Source organism: Helicobacter sp. 13S00401-1 (assembly GCF_002272925.1).
Taxonomy (GTDB): Bacteria; Campylobacterota; Campylobacteria; order Campylobacterales; family Helicobacteraceae; genus Helicobacter_I.
The window spans coordinates 1-16425 of the sequence record NZ_MLAR01000022.1; the positions used below are offsets into that span (position 1 = coordinate 1).

General features: G+C 34.9%; 14 protein-coding genes. 5 read left to right on the forward strand and 9 right to left on the reverse strand.

Annotated features, from left to right (window positions below):
• The first annotated feature begins 33 nt into the window (after nucleotides 1-33).
• Nucleotides 34-1380, forward strand: coding sequence for a hypothetical protein (locus BKH43_RS07895; RefSeq protein WP_095230345.1), 1347 nt, complete (start codon nucleotides 34-36; stop codon nucleotides 1378-1380).
• Between the two features lie 904 nt (nucleotides 1381-2284).
• Here BKH43_RS07895 and rsmH read toward each other — a convergent pair.
• The 8 genes from rsmH to gatB form a co-directional block, all read right to left on the reverse strand.
• The gene (gene rsmH, locus BKH43_RS07900) at nucleotides 2285-3196 is read right to left on the reverse strand and encodes a 16S rRNA (cytosine(1402)-N(4))-methyltransferase RsmH (RefSeq protein ID WP_095230347.1); all 912 of its coding nucleotides are present in this window, start codon (nucleotides 3194-3196) and stop codon (nucleotides 2285-2287) included.
• Nucleotides 3189-3602 (reverse strand): Holliday junction resolvase RuvX, encoded by a 414-nt coding sequence (gene ruvX, locus BKH43_RS07905; protein ID WP_253248080.1) that lies wholly within the window; start codon nucleotides 3600-3602, stop codon nucleotides 3189-3191. The genes rsmH and ruvX overlap by 8 nt, the downstream gene beginning before the upstream one ends.
• The gene (locus BKH43_RS07910; RefSeq protein WP_095230349.1) at nucleotides 3584-4927 is read right to left on the reverse strand and encodes a MiaB/RimO family radical SAM methylthiotransferase; all 1344 of its coding nucleotides are present in this window, start codon (nucleotides 4925-4927) and stop codon (nucleotides 3584-3586) included. The genes ruvX and BKH43_RS07910 overlap by 19 nt, the downstream gene beginning before the upstream one ends.
• Nucleotides 4928-4942: 15 nt before the next feature.
• Nucleotides 4943-6052 (reverse strand): acyl-CoA dehydrogenase family protein, encoded by a 1110-nt coding sequence (locus BKH43_RS07915; RefSeq protein ID WP_095230351.1) that lies wholly within the window; start codon nucleotides 6050-6052, stop codon nucleotides 4943-4945.
• Between the two features lie 69 nt (nucleotides 6053-6121).
• Nucleotides 6122-6652, reverse strand: a complete 531-nt coding sequence (locus tag BKH43_RS07920) for an OsmC family protein (protein ID WP_095230353.1) — start codon at nucleotides 6650-6652, stop codon at nucleotides 6122-6124.
• Nucleotides 6653-6826: 174 nt separating this feature from the next.
• The gene (locus BKH43_RS07925) at nucleotides 6827-7891 is read right to left on the reverse strand and encodes an SLAC1 anion channel family protein (protein ID WP_095230355.1); all 1065 of its coding nucleotides are present in this window, start codon (nucleotides 7889-7891) and stop codon (nucleotides 6827-6829) included.
• Between the two features lie 553 nt (nucleotides 7892-8444).
• Complete coding sequence (locus tag BKH43_RS07930; protein WP_095230357.1) at nucleotides 8445-9737, reverse strand: NCS2 family permease; 1293 nt, start codon at nucleotides 9735-9737, stop codon at nucleotides 8445-8447.
• A 10-nt stretch (nucleotides 9738-9747) separates the two neighbouring features.
• Nucleotides 9748-11163 carry an Asp-tRNA(Asn)/Glu-tRNA(Gln) amidotransferase subunit GatB gene (gatB, locus tag BKH43_RS07935; protein ID WP_095230359.1) on the reverse strand — a complete coding sequence of 472 codons (1416 nt, stop codon included), beginning with the start codon at nucleotides 11161-11163 and terminating at the stop codon, nucleotides 9748-9750.
• 319 nt (nucleotides 11164-11482) lie between these two features.
• On the opposite strand from gatB, the gene BKH43_RS07940 reads away from it, so the two are divergent.
• Nucleotides 11483-11845 carry a hypothetical protein gene (locus tag BKH43_RS07940; protein ID WP_095230361.1) on the forward strand — a complete coding sequence of 121 codons (363 nt, stop codon included), beginning with the start codon at nucleotides 11483-11485 and terminating at the stop codon, nucleotides 11843-11845.
• 249 nt (nucleotides 11846-12094) lie between these two features.
• Nucleotides 12095-14374: a phage tail tape measure protein gene (locus tag BKH43_RS07945; RefSeq protein WP_095230363.1), complete on the forward strand. Its 2280-nt coding sequence runs from the start codon at nucleotides 12095-12097 to the stop codon at nucleotides 14372-14374.
• Between the two features lie 6 nt (nucleotides 14375-14380).
• On the opposite strand, the gene BKH43_RS07950 is transcribed toward BKH43_RS07945, so the two are convergent.
• On the reverse strand, nucleotides 14381-14704 hold the full coding sequence (locus BKH43_RS07950; protein WP_095230365.1) for a hypothetical protein: 324 nt from the start codon (nucleotides 14702-14704) through the stop codon (nucleotides 14381-14383).
• Nucleotides 14705-14883: 179 nt separating this feature from the next.
• On the opposite strand from BKH43_RS07950, the gene BKH43_RS07955 reads away from it, so the two are divergent.
• Together BKH43_RS07955 and BKH43_RS07960 are read left to right on the forward strand one after the other, a co-directional pair.
• Nucleotides 14884-15747 carry a DNA adenine methylase gene (locus tag BKH43_RS07955; RefSeq protein ID WP_095230367.1) on the forward strand — a complete coding sequence of 288 codons (864 nt, stop codon included), beginning with the start codon at nucleotides 14884-14886 and terminating at the stop codon, nucleotides 15745-15747.
• Nucleotides 15748-16067: 320 nt separating this feature from the next.
• A partial coding sequence (locus BKH43_RS07960; RefSeq protein WP_253248081.1) for a phage tail tape measure protein occupies nucleotides 16068-16425 on the forward strand: 358 nt, incomplete at its 3' end.

A 16425-nucleotide genomic window follows, 5' to 3' on the forward strand; every position in this document is an offset into this window, starting at 1 on the left:
TAGTCTTTAATCTGAGCTTGCATAAGTTTTAATTTGTATAAACTCTTAATATCAACTTATACAATCCTTAGTTTTAACTTAAAAATAAGTCTTGATGAAAATGGGAGTTTTATTAACGCATCTACTAGGGCTAATGGCTCAGTTGCTGCCGGTGCTACGGGGATACAAGCTGTTGCTGGAGATAGTTCAAAAGATGCTAATGCAAATGATCTAGTAACAGTTAATCAATCTGCAATACTTGCTAATATAAATCCGACATTAAACTCAGCCTTGCAAGATCAAATGCAAGAAATAGCAAGTTTGCAAAAGAATCTAAATAATATAGTAAATGTCAATCAACAAAACTTGCTTCAAGCCACTATAGTAAGAAACATAGCCTACAATAATGAAAATTCCACAGCTCAGTGGTACTCTGGTAGAGTGTGCCAGAATCCAAGTAATTGTACTGATGGCCCTTATGGTGGTAGTGCTGTATTTAAGGCAAATGTAGACAATATAAACGCTTTATTAAACAAAGGTCCCACTACTTTTTCTAATACATACTCCTCTAGGCTTGCAGGAGACTATCAGTCAGTTGTGCAAAATAGACCAAATTTACAAGGTTTTGTAAGCTCTCTTAGCTCAGATGTTTTAAATACAAATCAAACTAAAACTGCAGACTCTTTAGTAGATATAGCAACCCAGCTACAAAGAAAGGTAACTGTAGCTAACAATGCACAAACTATAACTGCTGGAGTTAACCCGGCATTTGATGCTGCTTTAAAAGCACAAAGCGATGCTATGATTGCTCTAAATAACTCAGTAGCAGCTGTTAAGTCAGCTGTTCAAACATATACAAACAACTATCAAAGAAATACAACAACTATAAGTAATGCCCTCGCTAATTACCAAAAGGGAACTGGAGGTGGAAGCTTGCGTGATACATGGGTTGTTAATGCCACAAAAACAGCTGTTCCAATCTTGACTGATGCAACCAAGAATATAGAAAACGATGCAAAAGCAGTAGATAAAGCCATAAATCAAGGTAATGGAAACGTTAAAAGTTTAAAGCAGGCCATAGCAGATGTGCAAGAAACCTCCCAAAACCTAGCAGTCATAAGATCTGTTATAGCCTCAGCTCAAGCAGCAGCTATAGCAGCTGCAGCTGATGCCTCTCAAGCCTCACTCTCTGCTGCTCAAGCAAGTGCTGCAGAAAAAGCAAAAGCGCGTCGCAATTCAATTCCTACCATCCTTCCTACAGCTAAGGCTGGATTAATAGCTTTCTTTGGTAAGCATCAATCTGTATCTGTAGAGTATCAATACTATTTTAGAAATACTAATCCATCTTTTACTAGTGGAGAAGTAACACTTAATTATGCTTATTACTTTGGTGGTAAGTAGGAAGATAGGTGGATAGAAACTAGAAACTAGAAACTAGAAACTAGAAACTAGAAACTAGATAGTAGATAGTAGATAGTAGATAGTAGATAGTAGATAGTAGATAGTAGATAGTAGATAGTAGATAGTAGATAGGTAAAGTAGGTAAGTTAAGAGATAGGAAGGTAAGAAGGTGAGAAGAAAGTAGAAAAGCTAAGTAGGTAAGTTTTATATATTAAGATTTATATAATTTGCATGAATTATATAAATCTTATAAATCATATGGTGTATAAGATTTATATACAAAAAACTTTATACTAGATTAGTTGATGGCTTATAGTTCATATGAGTTATATATTAAGTTATATGTTTAGTAGGGGTTATTATAAAGACTATTTAGATGACAAAGACTATAGTAAAAGAATATAGATTAAAGTTTTAACCATATTGAAATGTATTCAAAGTAGAGTTTAAAAGGTTTAGAATCTAAAGTCTTTAAGACTTAGAATCTAAATCTAACTTTATAAGGTTTAGAATCCTTAATCTTAATCCTTAATCTTAATCCTCTAATCTCTTAAATTCTTAATCTCTTAATCTACTTTCAAACTAACTCTAGATTTATCTTAAGAAAATTTAGAATCTAAAATTTAGATTCTAAAATTTAGATTCTAAACACAAACATACTTCTAAATACAAAGTAAAATCTAAAAGTAAGTATTAATTTTAAATACGAAACCAAACCTTAAATAAACAATAGATTCTAAACTCTTCAAATAACTAAAAACAATATTATTAATCACAAAGACTATAGTTATAAAGACTATTTAGACTATTTTAGTCTACAAAGACTACAAGCAATAATCTTTGCAAGCTAAACATTAAAAGTCTTTGTAGTCTCACTATTAAAATTCTTATCTTAAAAACAAGCTTAGTCAAACTTAAAAGCTCTAAGCTTTGCACTTCTTGAGCGCTTATTAAGCCTTAGTTCTTCTTGGCTTGCAGTTAGGGGCTTTTTGGTTAAAACTGTGCCTAAAGAGTGATTATTACCACACATGCACTTCATAATGTTGCTATCACAGATGCAAGACTTAGCAAAGTCATTAAAGGCTTGCTTTACTAGTCTATCTTCTAGTGAGTGAAAAGAGATGATGCATAAAATGCAGTCTTTTAAACCCTTAGCAGATTCTAATAAGGCCTTTAAGTTTTCTAACTCAGAGTTTACTTCTATGCGCAGGGCTTGATAGGCTAGCGTGCTTGCGTTAATCTTGCTTTTTGGACTTACTTTAAGGCATATCTCTTGTAAGTCAAAGCCATCTAGAATCTTTTTTGCCCTAGCTTCTAAGACTAAAGCTACTAGTTTTTTATACTCCCTTATCTCGCCATAATCCCTAAATATAGCTTCTAAGTCTAGCTTTGAGTAGTGGTTTAACACATAGCCTGCATCCATGTTTTGAGACTTATCCATACGCATATCAAGTAAGCCTCCTTTAAAACTAAAACCACGATCTATATTATCAAACTGATAAGAGCTTACGCCAATGTCTGCTAGCACGCCTTTTATCTCAGCCTTATGCTTGCTTATAAGACTAGGCAAGATTTCAGCAAAGTTGCCTTTAAGCGTGCTAAGTCGCGGCACATTTTGATTAAAACTTAAAGCGTCTTCATCTCTATCTATACCTATGATTTTTAGGTTTGGGTGAGCATCTAAAAGGGCTTTACTCATACCGCCAAAGCCTAGTGTACAGTCAACTAACAAGCCCTCTTTGAGTGGACTAAAAACTTCTAAGACTTGATTTAGCAAAACTGGTATATGGGGGCTATTTTCTAATGTATTAGGCATTTTGTTCTATAAACCTTTGTAAGATTAAGCTAGCTGCTAGGCTATCAAGCCTACCATCTTTTCTAGAGTTAGCGCGTGCTTTATGGTCTCTATCAAGGAGTAACTCGCTAGCTTCTTTTGAGCTTAAGTCTTCATTGATAAAGTAAACTTCGCCTTCAAAGTCTAACAAACTAGCAAAGTGCTTTATCCCCTTGCACATTCCTAAGTCACTAGGTAACCCTAAGACTAGAATCTTTGCTTGTTTTAGCGTAATAACTTCTTTTACTTTGCTAGCAGCCTCGTTTCTATTACGCCTTAAGACTGGCTCTAGTGGCAAGATAATACCTTCTATACACAAAGCTAAACCTATCCTTTTTAAGCCTACATCAAGGGCTAAGATAGGCAGTTTTAAAGAGCTAGGTTGCAAAGGGGTTTTACTTTATAGTCAGCAACTTTTAAAAAGCTTCCTTTAAGAGAGGAGCTTAAATCTTTTGAAGTTATGACTACTTTATTAAAGTACTCATCAAAGCCTATAGCTTCCTGAAAGCCTATAGCTTCTTTAAAGTCACTCGCGTCTTGAAAGCCAGTAGCTTCTTTAGTACTTTTTACACTTTCTATTAAAACGTTTAATGGCGTGCTTTTTTCTTTTAGAGCTAAGCGTTTTTGGTAGTTTTTCTCTCTTACTAAGTCTTGTATAAGATGAAGTCTAGCTTTAGATTCTATCTTAGGGACAAGCTCTAAGCTAGCTAGGTTAGTAGCTGACTTTGTGCCAGTTTTAGGAGAGTAGATAAAGGGGTGGATATGAGTAAGGGGAAGCTTTTCTAAGTTAGTTAAAGCTTCATTAAAGATCTCTTTGCTTTCTCCAACATGGCCTACTATATAGTCAGTACCCAAGAAAAAGCCAAGACGCTCTAACTCTAAAAATAGCTCTAAGTCATGCTCTACTGTATTTTTACGATTCATAATGCGCAGCATTTTTTCACTAGTGTGTTGTAAGGCTATGTGAAGGTGTCTTTCAAGCTTAGGATTACTTAAAACATCTATAAACTTAGAATCTATTTGAGAAGGCTCTAAGCTTCCTAGTCTTATGCGTTTTATGCCTTCTATACTAGCAAGGTCACTTATAAGCGTTGCTATATGAGTGCCTGTATCAAGTCCATAACTTCCTATATTAGTCCCAGTTAGTACTAGCTCTTTAACCCCACTTTTAGCTAGCAAGCTAGCTTGTTCTAGCAAAAAGTCATGCTTAAAGCTTCTAGCTACACCGCGAACATAGGGGATAATGCAGTAGCTACACTTAAAGTTGCAGCCTTCTTGAATCTTAATAAAGCCTTTTACCTTGCCTATCATGGCAGGAAGTAAAGTAGTATCTAGCTTTCTAGAGTTTGTGTCTAAAAAGATTCTATCTTTAGCAAGGATGGAATCTATATCTTCTTTATATGAGTGGGAAAAAACTGAAAAGGTGAGATTTTTATCATAAAGCTCTTTTCCTTGCATCTTAACGCCACAGCCTGTAAAAAGTACTTTTTTGCCTAACTCACTTTGAGTTCTAGCATAGCTTTTACACTCTTTATCAGCACGATTTGTCACAGTGCATGAGTTTAAAACTATGATATCTGCCTTGCTTTCATCTTGAGTTATATCATAGTTTTTAAGGCTACTCATCATCACTTGAGTATCATAGATATTACTTCTACAGCCAAAAGTTTTAAAAAAGACTTTTTTCCTAGTTTGAGAGCTTAAGTCATCCATAAAGTTTCTTTAAGCCTATATCTCATAGTAGCCTATATCTTTTACTTGCTTCCAGCCTGACATGACACCTCTGCCATTTTCTATATCATCTAGCTCTTTTATAAGATGTTTGATAGAAGGAGTAACTATAGCTACAAAGTAACCTTCTCTTAAGTTCCTTTGAGCTTTTGCATCATATAAGTAGCCTTGTGTTCCAGTATGCAAGCAAGCACTTTGAGTAGCTTCTAGCACTAGGTAAGATGCCTCTAGTCTAGCTCTTAAGACTTCTCTTAGATAGAAAGGATTATGCACATCATATGGATTTTTAGCTAGTCTATAAACAGTTTCTGCCAGGGAAGCTATCCTTGCTTCAAGCTCACTTTCTTGTAAAGGAAGATACTTGTTTATATGATACTTAGCTTGATTTGATATTTTTATAACATCAAGTGCGCTTAGTAAAACACCCATAGCCATACCAGCTTGAAGTAGTATAAATCCTGGAGTGATATTTACTAAAAAAGGCTCAGCTGGGTCAGCTAACACATCTTCATCACTCATAAAGTAGTCTTTAAGTATCACGCTAGTAGTAGCTGAACCTTCTAGTGCACTGTAGTGGATGTTTTCTTTTAGCCTCATAGTTTCTGGATCACAATAGATCACTCCCATCACGTTATGATTTTTATCTTTTAGGTTAAATATTACTCCTAAGTAGTGCCCATACTGCAAGTTTGACACCCAAGGAAGCGTTCCATTTAGCACGTAGCCTCCACTTACTTTTTTAGCACTTAAGTAATTATTTTCTATCTGTGCGTAACTTTTCATAGGATTAGAAAGCCCTGTGCCACCTAGCACTATGCCATTTTCTACTAGAGGTAAAAGCTTGTTTTTAAGCCCAAGATTCTGTGTGTTGTAAAGATACCATCCTAGAGTATCTTGACACCACACACAAAAGCCAGTAGTCATACACACTTTAGAGACAAAAGTCATATCTTCTATATTTTTATTAAGTCCATTTTGTTCTATATCATTTAGCCTATATACGCCAACTTTTCCCATGTTACGAAGTATAGATTCTGGATAGTATCCGTGTCTATCTATATTATCTACTTTTGGAGCTAGCTCTTTTTCTAAAATGGTATGTAGCATTTTTATTTTCCTTAAAGTTAAGATTTAAGATGCGAGGCTACGTGGAGTTAATCCACGTATTAAGGCTTACTATTTTGCAACTACATTTACTTTTCTCATTAAAGTATTAGCCACTGGAGACCATTTAACAGCGTGAGCTATTAAAGCATCTTGCTTTTCTTTACTAGCATTACTATCTAGTTTTACGTTAATTCTTACATCAGTAAAGCCTAGAGGTTTAGTTTCACTTAAATCCCCTGTTCCCCAAACTGCAGTTATATTTAAGTCACCTTCTAAGTCTAGCTCTAAAGAGTTGATTTCTATGCCTTCATTAACAGCATTTGCATGGATTCCAACTGCGATACAACTTCCAAGGGCTGCTAGGAGGGCTTCACTAGGATTTGGTGCAGTATCTTCACCTAAAAGTGTTGGAGGCTCATCAACGATATAAGGCGCTAGGTTTCTTATATAGTTTTCATGTCTAAATTTACCCTTAGCTACAGTTTTGCATTTTAAAGTTTTTATAACATCTGGATTAGCTTTGCCTTCTTTTGCTAGGGCTTCTAGTTTTGCTTTATCTATTGGTGAAAGTGTTGTACAAGAGTTTGCTTGCTTATTCATTATGAAGTCCTTTATTAGTTTAATAAACTTATCAAATTTCTTTGATATGTAATTCTATATCATTCTTTTAAATAGTGATGATTTTAAGGAGGCTATAAGCTATCTAGTTAAAAAAGTGTGCAAAAGAAAGGCTTTTTAAAACCTTCCTTTAAGATAAAGACTTATCTTTGTGTACTATAGCTCAGATAAGTTGCCCTTAAAGACGCCTATTAGAGTGCGCACGGATATATAGATGATGGCTAGGCTAAAGACTATTAAGAAAAGTAGGGCTAAGGCTTTTAACTCTATCTTATCTGGATAGTGGGCTGAAATCTTAAAAGCAGCTATTGCAAGGGCTGCTAGCGGGAAGGATATAGCCCACCATGAGAATCTAAAAGGACAGACATTTAAGTGAGAGACTATCTGAGGTAAAAGTACTATGAAAGTAAAGATGGCTATAGCATAAAGCACATCAGAAAAAAGATCTATGTGCATAGTTATCTCTATGTAGCTACTTACTGCAACCGCAAAAGGTGCCATTAATATCATACGAGTAGGTAAGATCTTAGAAGCTAAGTTACTATGAGTTATAAGGCGGTTCATGATAAAAACTATAACTGGGATTCCATAAAACATACCTACGCCAAAGGCAAAAACACTTAAGTCATGCCCCCATCTACTAGTATCAAAAAGATCTCCAAACTGCCTAAAGCCTAGAGGTATATCCAATAAACCAACTATAGGGATTATCCATGCTGGAGTGATATGTTCCATCTCTTGCTTTTTAGTAAGCCAGTAGTTCATGGTATATATGGCAAATAGCGTATGGCCAATAGCGCCTATAATCCAAACTATAAAAGCAAGCACATGGTTATAGTGGTAAATCACTATAGACATGATTAAAAGGGAGACAAAAAAGGTACCAAAGAAAGGCTTAGTAACCGGGTTTATCCACTCTTGTTTAAAGCTTTCAAAGCTAGTGGCTATCTTTAAAAAGTAGCAAATTATCAAAATCACAAGGCATATAGTTGCAATGATGCCTATAACAAATCCTATCCATTCTGGGATGGATGGAAACTCTATGCTAGCTAGATGCCAAGCTATAGCTATAGCCCCAAGTCCCATGATGCTTCCAAATAAGCTAACAGGTAGGTAGCTAAAAAGCCCCTTTTTGTCTTTTACTGGCTGCATGGCTGCTTTTATATCTGGGTCGTTATTTATCATACTTGCTGTATCTGAAGATGTCTTACTTGCATCCATTTGTCTATCTTTCCTTTCTTAATGTGCACTGTAAGAAGTTAGTGCATCTAAATTAATGCGTAACCTAAAGTAATACTTTTGCAATTCTAATAAAAATTAATATTCTTTAATCATAAATATTGCTACATAAAGTAAAAATTCTAGATTATCTCATCCAATCAAATAGATAAATATAAAATCTAGCTCTAGCTTTTAAGGCGACGCTCATAAGCTATATTTTACAAAAAGTAAGCTTTTAAACTTAAAATTTGTAGCTGCTAGAAAGCTTTAACTAGACTAAATTTAATAGTGTGCACGATAGCCACAGCCCTAATACATCATAAACTTAACGTGCTATAAAAGCTCGTATTTTGCTGCACTAAAAGAGGATAAAAGCAAAATAACATGACGCTTTATATAAGCTAGTTTAAGTTCTTAAGTTAGCTTTCAATCTTTAAGCTACTTTTAGCATTTTTTAATCTAGTTTCCATCTTTTGAAAAGGAGGCTACCCTGCCCTATTAATATAAAACCTAGTAAGCAAAATAATATAAAAGTACTTTTATACGCTTACGCCTAGCTTTGATGTAGTACTAAGATAAGTATGCTTATAGCAGTTAAGACTAAGATTCCAAGATTTAGAGCCTTCCACTCACGCTTTACAAGCTTAACTATGACATAGCTTATAAAGCCAAAGGCTAAGCCATTAGTTATAGAGTAAGTTAGTGGCATCATAACTACTGCAGCAAAGCCAGCGATATTAGCTGCGATATCATCAAAGCCTATCTTGCCTAACTCGCTAAACATCAAGATTCCAACCATGATAAGTACAGGATAGATAGCATTAGCCGGTAAGGCTTGAAAAAGCGGCATAAAGAAAAAAGTTGCTATAAAACAAAGCCCAGTAAAAACAGCAGCTAACCCAGTCCTGGCTCCCGCTTCTACACCACTTGCAGATTCTGCAAAAACTGTTATAGTTGAAAGACCACCTAGTGAGCCAAGGCAAGCGCCAAAAGAGTCAGCTTGCAGTGCCCTTTCAAGCTTTTTGGCTCCATCTTTTTTATCAAAAAGATGAGCTCTGTTTCCAACTCCACCTAAAGTTCCCAAAGAATCAAAAAGATGAGTTATGAAAAATATCACAATCACAGGCAAGAAGCTAAGCTTTAAAGCCCCTAAGATATCAAGCTTCAAAAATATCGGCATAGGGCTTGCTGGCAAAGAGACTATATGAGTAGGCATAGGGGCAAGATGAAAGATAAAAGCTATGATAGAAGTTATAGCAATGGCTAAGATAAAAGAAGCCTTTATCCTTAGTGCAAAAAGGATTATTACTATAACTAGTCCTATGATGCCAACTAGTGTGTGTTTATCACTTAGGTTTCCTAGTGTGATTAAAGTGCTATCGCTTTTTACTATGATACCCATTTGCTGTAAGCCAACAAAGGCTATAAAAAGGCCAATCCCCGCACTTATAGCACGCCTTAAGTCAACTGGTATGCTTTCTAGAATCCAGATTCTAAACTTTGTAAAAGAGAGGATAAAAAAAGCAAGGGCTGAGATAAAAACTATACCTAAGGCACTCTCCCATGGAATCTTAGCGCCTAGCACTAGGCCAAAAGTAAAGTAAGCATTAAGCCCCATGCCCACACTTAATCCTATGGGTGTATTAGACCAAAGGCCACTTATAATAGTAGTTATCATGGTAAAAAGTGCTGTTGCAGTTAGCAAGGCTTCAAAGGGAAGGCCTGCTTTTGACATTATGATAGCGTTAACTGGAACTATATAAAGCATGGTAAAAAAGGTTGTTAGACCTCCATTTAACTCCTGCTTTATGCTGGTATTATGAGCTTTAAGATTAAAAAGAGCCATGATTGCTAATTTATGAATCTAGTTTTTGTTTTAATAGTTTGTTTACCACGCTAGGATTTACCCCTTTTTGTTCTTTCATCACTTGACCTACAAAAAAGCCTAAGAGCTTATCTTTACCACCTTTGTACTCAGCGACTTTTTCAGGATTGTTAGCGATTATAGATTCTATAACTTTTAGTATGGCACCCTCATCACTCACTTGTGCTAGTCCCATATCTTTTATCAAAGCGTCTATATCAAGACTAGAATCTTCTAAAAGCCTATCAAGCACATCTTTTGCAGACTTAGCACTTATAGTGCTATCTTCTATCTTTTTAACTAAGTAGCTAAGCTTTTTAGAATCTAATGCTTCTAGTCCCCTTCCTTCTTTTAAACGCCCTAGTAACTCAACACCTAGCCACGTGCTGGCATTTTTTGGACTTACGCCTAAACTTAGCATGTTTTCAAAGTACTTATTAATTCCTATATCAGAGACTAAAAGCGAGCTTAACTCATCTTTTATACCCATCTCTACATAGCGTTTTCTTTTAGAATCTGGCAACTCAGGGATCTTCTTAGCCCTTTCCATCATCTCTTCATCTATGTGTACAGGGAGTAAATCAGGGTCTGGGAAGTATCTATAATCAGCGCTTTCTTCTTTGTTTCGCATAGATCTTGTAGTGCTGGAGTTAGTATCAAAAAGTCTAGTTTCTTGCACTACTTCACTTTTATAAGTTCCAGCTTCCCACGCCTCAGTTTGTCTTTCTACTTCATACTCTATGGCTTTGGCTATAAACTTAAAGCTATTTAGGTTTTTTATCTCTACTCTTGTATAAAGTTTAGAATCTCCTTTAGGGCGTATAGACACGTTAGCATCACATCTAAAGCTTCCTTCTTGCATGTTAGCATCACTTATCTCTAAAAACTGCACTATGCTTCTAAGCTTTTTAAGATAGCTTACAGCCTCACTTGCACTTCTTAAGTCTGGCTCGCTAACTATTTCTAAAAGTGGAGTACAAGCTCTGTTTAAGTCCACTTCTGAGAAACCATCTTCATGTATATTTTTACCTGCATCTTCTTCTAGGTGCGCACGGGTTATGCCTATAGTTTTTAGACCATCTTCAGTCTCTATATCAAGGTAGCCAAGCCCAACTACAGGAGTTTCAAACTGGCTTATTTGATAGGCTTTTGGAAGGTCAGGATAAAAGTAGTTTTTTCTAGCAAAAATTGAGTTGTTATTAATCTTAGCATTAATTGCATTTCCAAAAAGAAGAGCCTTAAAGAGTGCTTCTTTATTTAGCACAGGCAAGGCGCCTGGGAGCCCTAGGCAAGTTGGACATACGTTAGTGTTTGGCGCTTCTCCAAAGCTAGTAGCACAAGAGCAAAAGATTTTAGTTTTGGTGTTTAGCTGAACGTGTACTTCAAGTCCTATGATAGTTTCAAACACGTTATCTCCTTGTATAAAAGTTTATTAGCCGTTATATTACCGCTATTAAGGTTTTTTATGAAAGCCTTTTTACTGCTTTAAGTCATAAAACTTGTCCTTAAAGTCTCTCTTTTTAAAGACAAGCTTAAGGTAGCTTTAGTAAAGTTTGAAGCATTTTATTAAAGATTTGTATAAAGTTAGATTAAATGGCCTTTTAAGTGGGTGCTTTTACCTTGAGATAAGCAAGTAGTAAAAGCGTTGTTATAGCAGGTATTTTGTTCAAAAAAAAGTAAGGTTTAAGTAAAATATCTTATTGAATGATTAAGGCAAGGGGTTAAATATGGAGTTTATAGGTACTGTTATAGCTTTTTTGATAATCATAGGTATTATATTTATCCTTTCAGTCCTTTTGCTTATTGAGATTCTTAAAGTACTTACAAAAGATATCGACTTAAAAGATTCACAAGACTCACTAAAAAAAGAGAAGCAATATAGCCAATATACAAAGATAGATTCGTATAAAGAAAATACCTATATCACAAAGCCTGTTAATAAAAAACAAAACATCTACATACGAAAACAAAACATATCTAAGCCAAGAAAGATAATAAATTTTATTTTAAAAACTTTGAAGTATACATTTATAACATTCGTTATTATAATAGGATCAATGATGCTAATAAATATACTTGTAGTGGGATAAAGCTTTTATCTTTGTGTTAAAACCTACAGCAAGCTTGCTATTTTTTATGTAAAAGATGCAAGCTTACTTTTAGGCTTAGAAGTTTTAGGAGTCTTAGATGCTATAAACTTTAACCCCTTAAAAGACTTTAAGGCAAACACTGCAGTTTATGTTTTAGTAGAAGTAAAAAACCCTAGTTACTTAGAGCTAAAAAGAAAAACTACTTAAAGACTAATACTTTAAAATCTAAAAAAACATTAAGGCTAAATAATGGCAGTAACGCTAAGGATAAACGCAGATATAGATTCTTTAAGCAAAAGTCTAGGCCAAATTAGTAGACAAACTACCAGCCTAGGCGAAAAACTAAGTAAGAGCCTAGGTAAGGGTATAGCAGAGAGCACTAAAAATTTTAAGCTCTTCTCTCAAAACCTAAAAGACGATATAGCAAAGGGCGCTATCCCTTTACCAAAATTTCAAAAAGACTTAGGCATCTTGCAAGAAAAGATTAAAGATGCAACTCACACAAAATTAAGATTAGATACTAAGGAAGCTTTTAGATCCATCCTAGATATGAAGTATGAAATAGCAGGCGTAGTGGCTGGTTTTATAGCAGGAGTAAAAAAGCCTATAAGCGTAGCCATGGACTTTGAAAGTAGTTTTTCTAACATAAAAAAAGTAGTAGATTTTGATAGCAATAAAGAACTTAAAGCCTTTCAAGGAAAGATTTGGGAGCTAACTAAAAGTATACCCCTAGCTGCCAAAGATCTAACAGATATAGTAGCAAGTGGAGGACAGCTAGGGCTAGATAAAAATCTTCTTATCCCTTTTACTGAAACTGTAGCTAAGATGTCTACTGCCTTTGATTTAGGTACTAAAGAAGCAGGGGACAATATAGCAAAGCTTATGAATAACTTTAATATAGGTATAGCTGAAGTTACTAAACTAGGAGATGCAATTAATTATCTAGGAAACACTACAGCAGGAGCCCCTAAAGAAATAGTAGATACTCTAGGCAGGATAGCAGGGGTTGCTAAAACTATGAGGGTAACAGAGCTTCAAGCTACAGCTCTTGCTGGAGCATTCGCTAATATGAAAGTACCTAGTGATCAAGCAGGAACTGCTATAAATAAGATATTTACCACTTTAGGAGGACTAGCAAGTGGTAATGTCACTGGCAGCGTAAAACAAGCACTTAGTGCTATAAACTTAAGCGTAGAAGATGTTAATGAAGGTATGAAAACTAATCCTTTTGAAACTATAAGAAATGTTTTAAAATCCATATCAAAACTACCTAAAAGCCAACAAATAGGTGTCTTAAAAAACTTCTTTGGAGAAGAGGCAGCTCCAAAAATTGCTCTTATTACTTCTAACGTAGAAACCCTAGATAAGATAGTAAATGACTTAGCTAATGAAGGTAATTATACAGGCTCTATGCAAAAAGAGTTTGAAGCAGTTAGTGCAACTACTGCTAATTCATTACAATTAATGCGCAATGCCTTTGCAAGAGTAGGTAATGCAATAGGTACTACTTTACTACCACCTATAAATCTATTTTTTAAGACAGTAGCTACATTTACTAATGCATTTGGTGCATTGCTTGAAAGTTCTAGTTTTGTAAGATATGGACTTATAGCTCTAGGTGGGGCATTTGCATTACTTAAGATAAAAGCACTAGCAGCAAGGTTGGGAAGCTTTACTTTAACTAGTACCTTACATCCTTTAAGATTTGAACTACTTAAAGTCTTACCTGCTAGCTTTGTAGCTAGTAATGGCATTAATCTTTTAAGTAGAGAAACTTATAAAGCAGCACTAAATGCTTATGCTTATGATAAGTTTTTGCCATTTTTAGGTGGCTCTATGAGAAAGATGGGTAGGATGGCTCTTTGGGCTATAAACCCACTTAGTTATTTTAAACTTGCTATAGCAGCAGTTACTAGATCTATGGGTGTATTAAAAATAGCATTCCTTAGTAATCCTATAGGGTGGATAGCTTTAATCGTAGCAGGGGCTGCTGCTGCAATATTTTACTACTGGAAACCTATAAGTACCTTTTTTAAAGGTTTCTTTAAAGGTTTTAGTGAAGCTGCAAGACCTCTTATGCCACTACTAAAAGGTATATGGGATATGGTAAAGATAGTCTTTGCTCCTATAGCTTTAATCTTTAATGCCCTCTTTGGTAACTTACAAAAATCAACTGGAGCCTTAGAAGACTTTAGTAGCACAGGAGAAAGAGTAGGTAAGTTTGTAGGTGAAGTGTTTTCTAATCTTTTTGATTTTATAAGTGGCATCATAGGAAAGATAAGCGGCTTTTTTAATGATACAAGAAACTTTATAGCTAGTATAGGAGATAAATTAGGACTTAGTACTACAGTAGAGTTAAGTAAAACTAAGGCTCCACCAAAAGCAGCTGAACTACAAAACTTAGCAGTCAGTAAACCTGCTACAACTACTTCTACTAACTCTAGTGTTACTAATGCTAATACTATAACTATAGTTACAGGAGCTGATGCTAAAGAAGTAGTAAGAGCTGTAGCTACTTATAGTGATTAATGCAATTTAAGAAAAAACTTTTCCAAGTATGTACACAATAAGGGGAATACTTATAATAAATAGACAAATGCATTGCGCTGACCTAAGTGCCAGCCTTCCTGTCCTTGTGCCAACATCATTAAAGTCTTTCCATTGTAAAGGAGCGTTTTTATCTATAGGCATTTTTCTTTTTAGTTTTTGTTTTTTAGCGTAGTCATCTAAGCTTTTTTCAAAGGAGTTAAAACCATTAGCTATTTTTTCACCACCACCGTTTACAAAGAAAGCAAGTAGCTTAAAAATGCCACTAGTTAACATAACAAGTACAAGAAATACTACAGGACCGATTATCATATTAAACTCCTTTGCTTAGAATTTTAGTTTAACTCACTGCATTAAAACAAAATAGTTATAAATTGTCAATATATACACATAAAAACAAATGAAAAAACCTAATTTTTAAGCATTAAGCACTGCCTGCTTATACTAATTTAAAGATAAAACTATTTTTAAAACTTATTCACAGGAATCACATGTCAGATTTGTTTAGCTCTAATCCCCCATTCTTAATGCCGACTACATTAAAAGCACCTTTTGGCTGGGTAGGTGGCAAAAGTAAATTAGCTAAGGATGTGATAAAACTTATGCCTCCCCATCAAATTTATGTAGAAGTTTTCGCAGGGGCTTTAAGTGTGTTTTATGCTAAAGGCACGCCTAAATCTAATCCCATCTTAACGGGGGGGGGGGGGGTAAATCCTCCGCTTAAACAAGATAAATATAGCGAAATAGTAAATGATATTAATAGCGACTTAATTAACCTGCATACAGTTATCAAAACACGCCCCCGTGCTTTTAAAGCTAAGTTAGACTCTATGCTTTGTAGCCGCGAAATTTTTGAAGGTATAAAAAAAGGCTTGATAAGGCCTAAAGACAGCCTAGAAAAGGCAGTTTATTATTACTATTTAATAGTTTTTAGCTTTGCTAGCAAAGGGGGACATTTTGCATTAAATAAGGCTAGAAAACCTAAGAGTATCTATAAAGATTATAGCGTGTGGAGCGAACGCCTAAAAAGCGTAACTATAGAAAATATGGACTTTAAGGCATTAATCCCAAAGTATGATACGACTACTACTTTTTTCTACGCTGACCCGCCCTATGTAGGAACCGAGAACTATTATAAAACAAAAACAAGTTTTACAAAAGAAGAGCATATAGCCTTAGCAAATTTGCTTAAAAACATAAAGGGCAAATTTTTACTTAGCTACAATGACCATTCCTTAGTGCGTGAGCTATATGTTGGATTCAATATAATAGAAAGCAAAAATATAAGATATACTCTAAACATGCAAGCTAACAAATACACTAGTGAATTGTTTATCTTAAATTACAATCTGTAAAATAATTTTCATCTGGGGACAGAATGGGGACAGATTTTATTAAACTCCCTAGATAAGGGCTTTAAAAATGTAAAATAATAATCCCTCCTTGTCCGCCAGTATAAAATCCCCTTTAAACTTAATATAATCTTAAAAATCATACTTAGTCACTCTTAGCTACTTTCACGTCATCTCTTTTTTTCTTGCTTTTTCTCTTCAAAAGAAAAAACCATAAAGCCACTCTACCTACAGCTCCTAAAATTGCTCTTATTACTTCTAACGTAGAAACCCTAGATAAAATAGTAAATGACTTAGCTAATGAAAGTAACTACACAGGATCTATGCAAAAAGAGTTTGAAGCAGTTAGTGCAACTACTGCTAATTCAATACAACTGATGAAAAACTCTTTTACAAGGGTGGCTAACGCACTAGGCTCTACTTTATTACCTATAATAAGTGGTGTATCTAAGCTAATAGCGACTATGGCTAATGGCTTTGGTGCACTTTTAGAATCTATCCCTCCAGTAAGATATGCAGTAGTTGGTTTAGGCGCAGCATTTTTAATACTTAAAATAAAAGCACTAGCAGCAAGGTTGGGAAGCTTTACTTTAACTAGTACCTTACATCCTTTAAGATTTGAACTACTTAAAGTCTTACCTGCTAGCTTTGTAGCTAGTAATGGCATTAATCTTTTAAGTA

Excerpts from the sequence above, each read along its gene's own strand:
- BKH43_RS07915 (WP_095230351.1), bottom strand. The coding sequence starts at position 6,052 with ATGCTACATACCATTTTAGAAAAAGAGCTAGCTCCAAAAGTAGATAAT.
- rsmH (WP_095230347.1), bottom strand. The coding sequence starts at position 3,196 with ATGCCTAATACATTAGAAAATAGCCCCCATATACCAGTTTTGCTAAAT.
- BKH43_RS07930 (WP_095230357.1), bottom strand. The coding sequence starts at position 9,737 with ATGGCTCTTTTTAATCTTAAAGCTCATAATACCAGCATAAAGCAGGAG.
- BKH43_RS07940 (WP_095230361.1), top strand. The coding sequence starts at position 11,483 with ATGGAGTTTATAGGTACTGTTATAGCTTTTTTGATAATCATAGGTATT.
- BKH43_RS07910 (WP_095230349.1), bottom strand. The coding sequence starts at position 4,927 with ATGGATGACTTAAGCTCTCAAACTAGGAAAAAAGTCTTTTTTAAAACT.
- BKH43_RS07950 (WP_095230365.1), bottom strand. The coding sequence starts at position 14,704 with ATGATAATCGGTCCTGTAGTATTTCTTGTACTTGTTATGTTAACTAGT.
- BKH43_RS07920 (WP_095230353.1), bottom strand. The coding sequence starts at position 6,652 with ATGAATAAGCAAGCAAACTCTTGTACAACACTTTCACCAATAGATAAA.
- BKH43_RS07925 (WP_095230355.1), bottom strand. The coding sequence starts at position 7,891 with ATGGATGCAAGTAAGACATCTTCAGATACAGCAAGTATGATAAATAAC.
- BKH43_RS07945 (WP_095230363.1), top strand. The coding sequence starts at position 12,095 with ATGGCAGTAACGCTAAGGATAAACGCAGATATAGATTCTTTAAGCAAA.
- BKH43_RS07955 (WP_095230367.1), top strand. The coding sequence starts at position 14,884 with ATGTCAGATTTGTTTAGCTCTAATCCCCCATTCTTAATGCCGACTACA.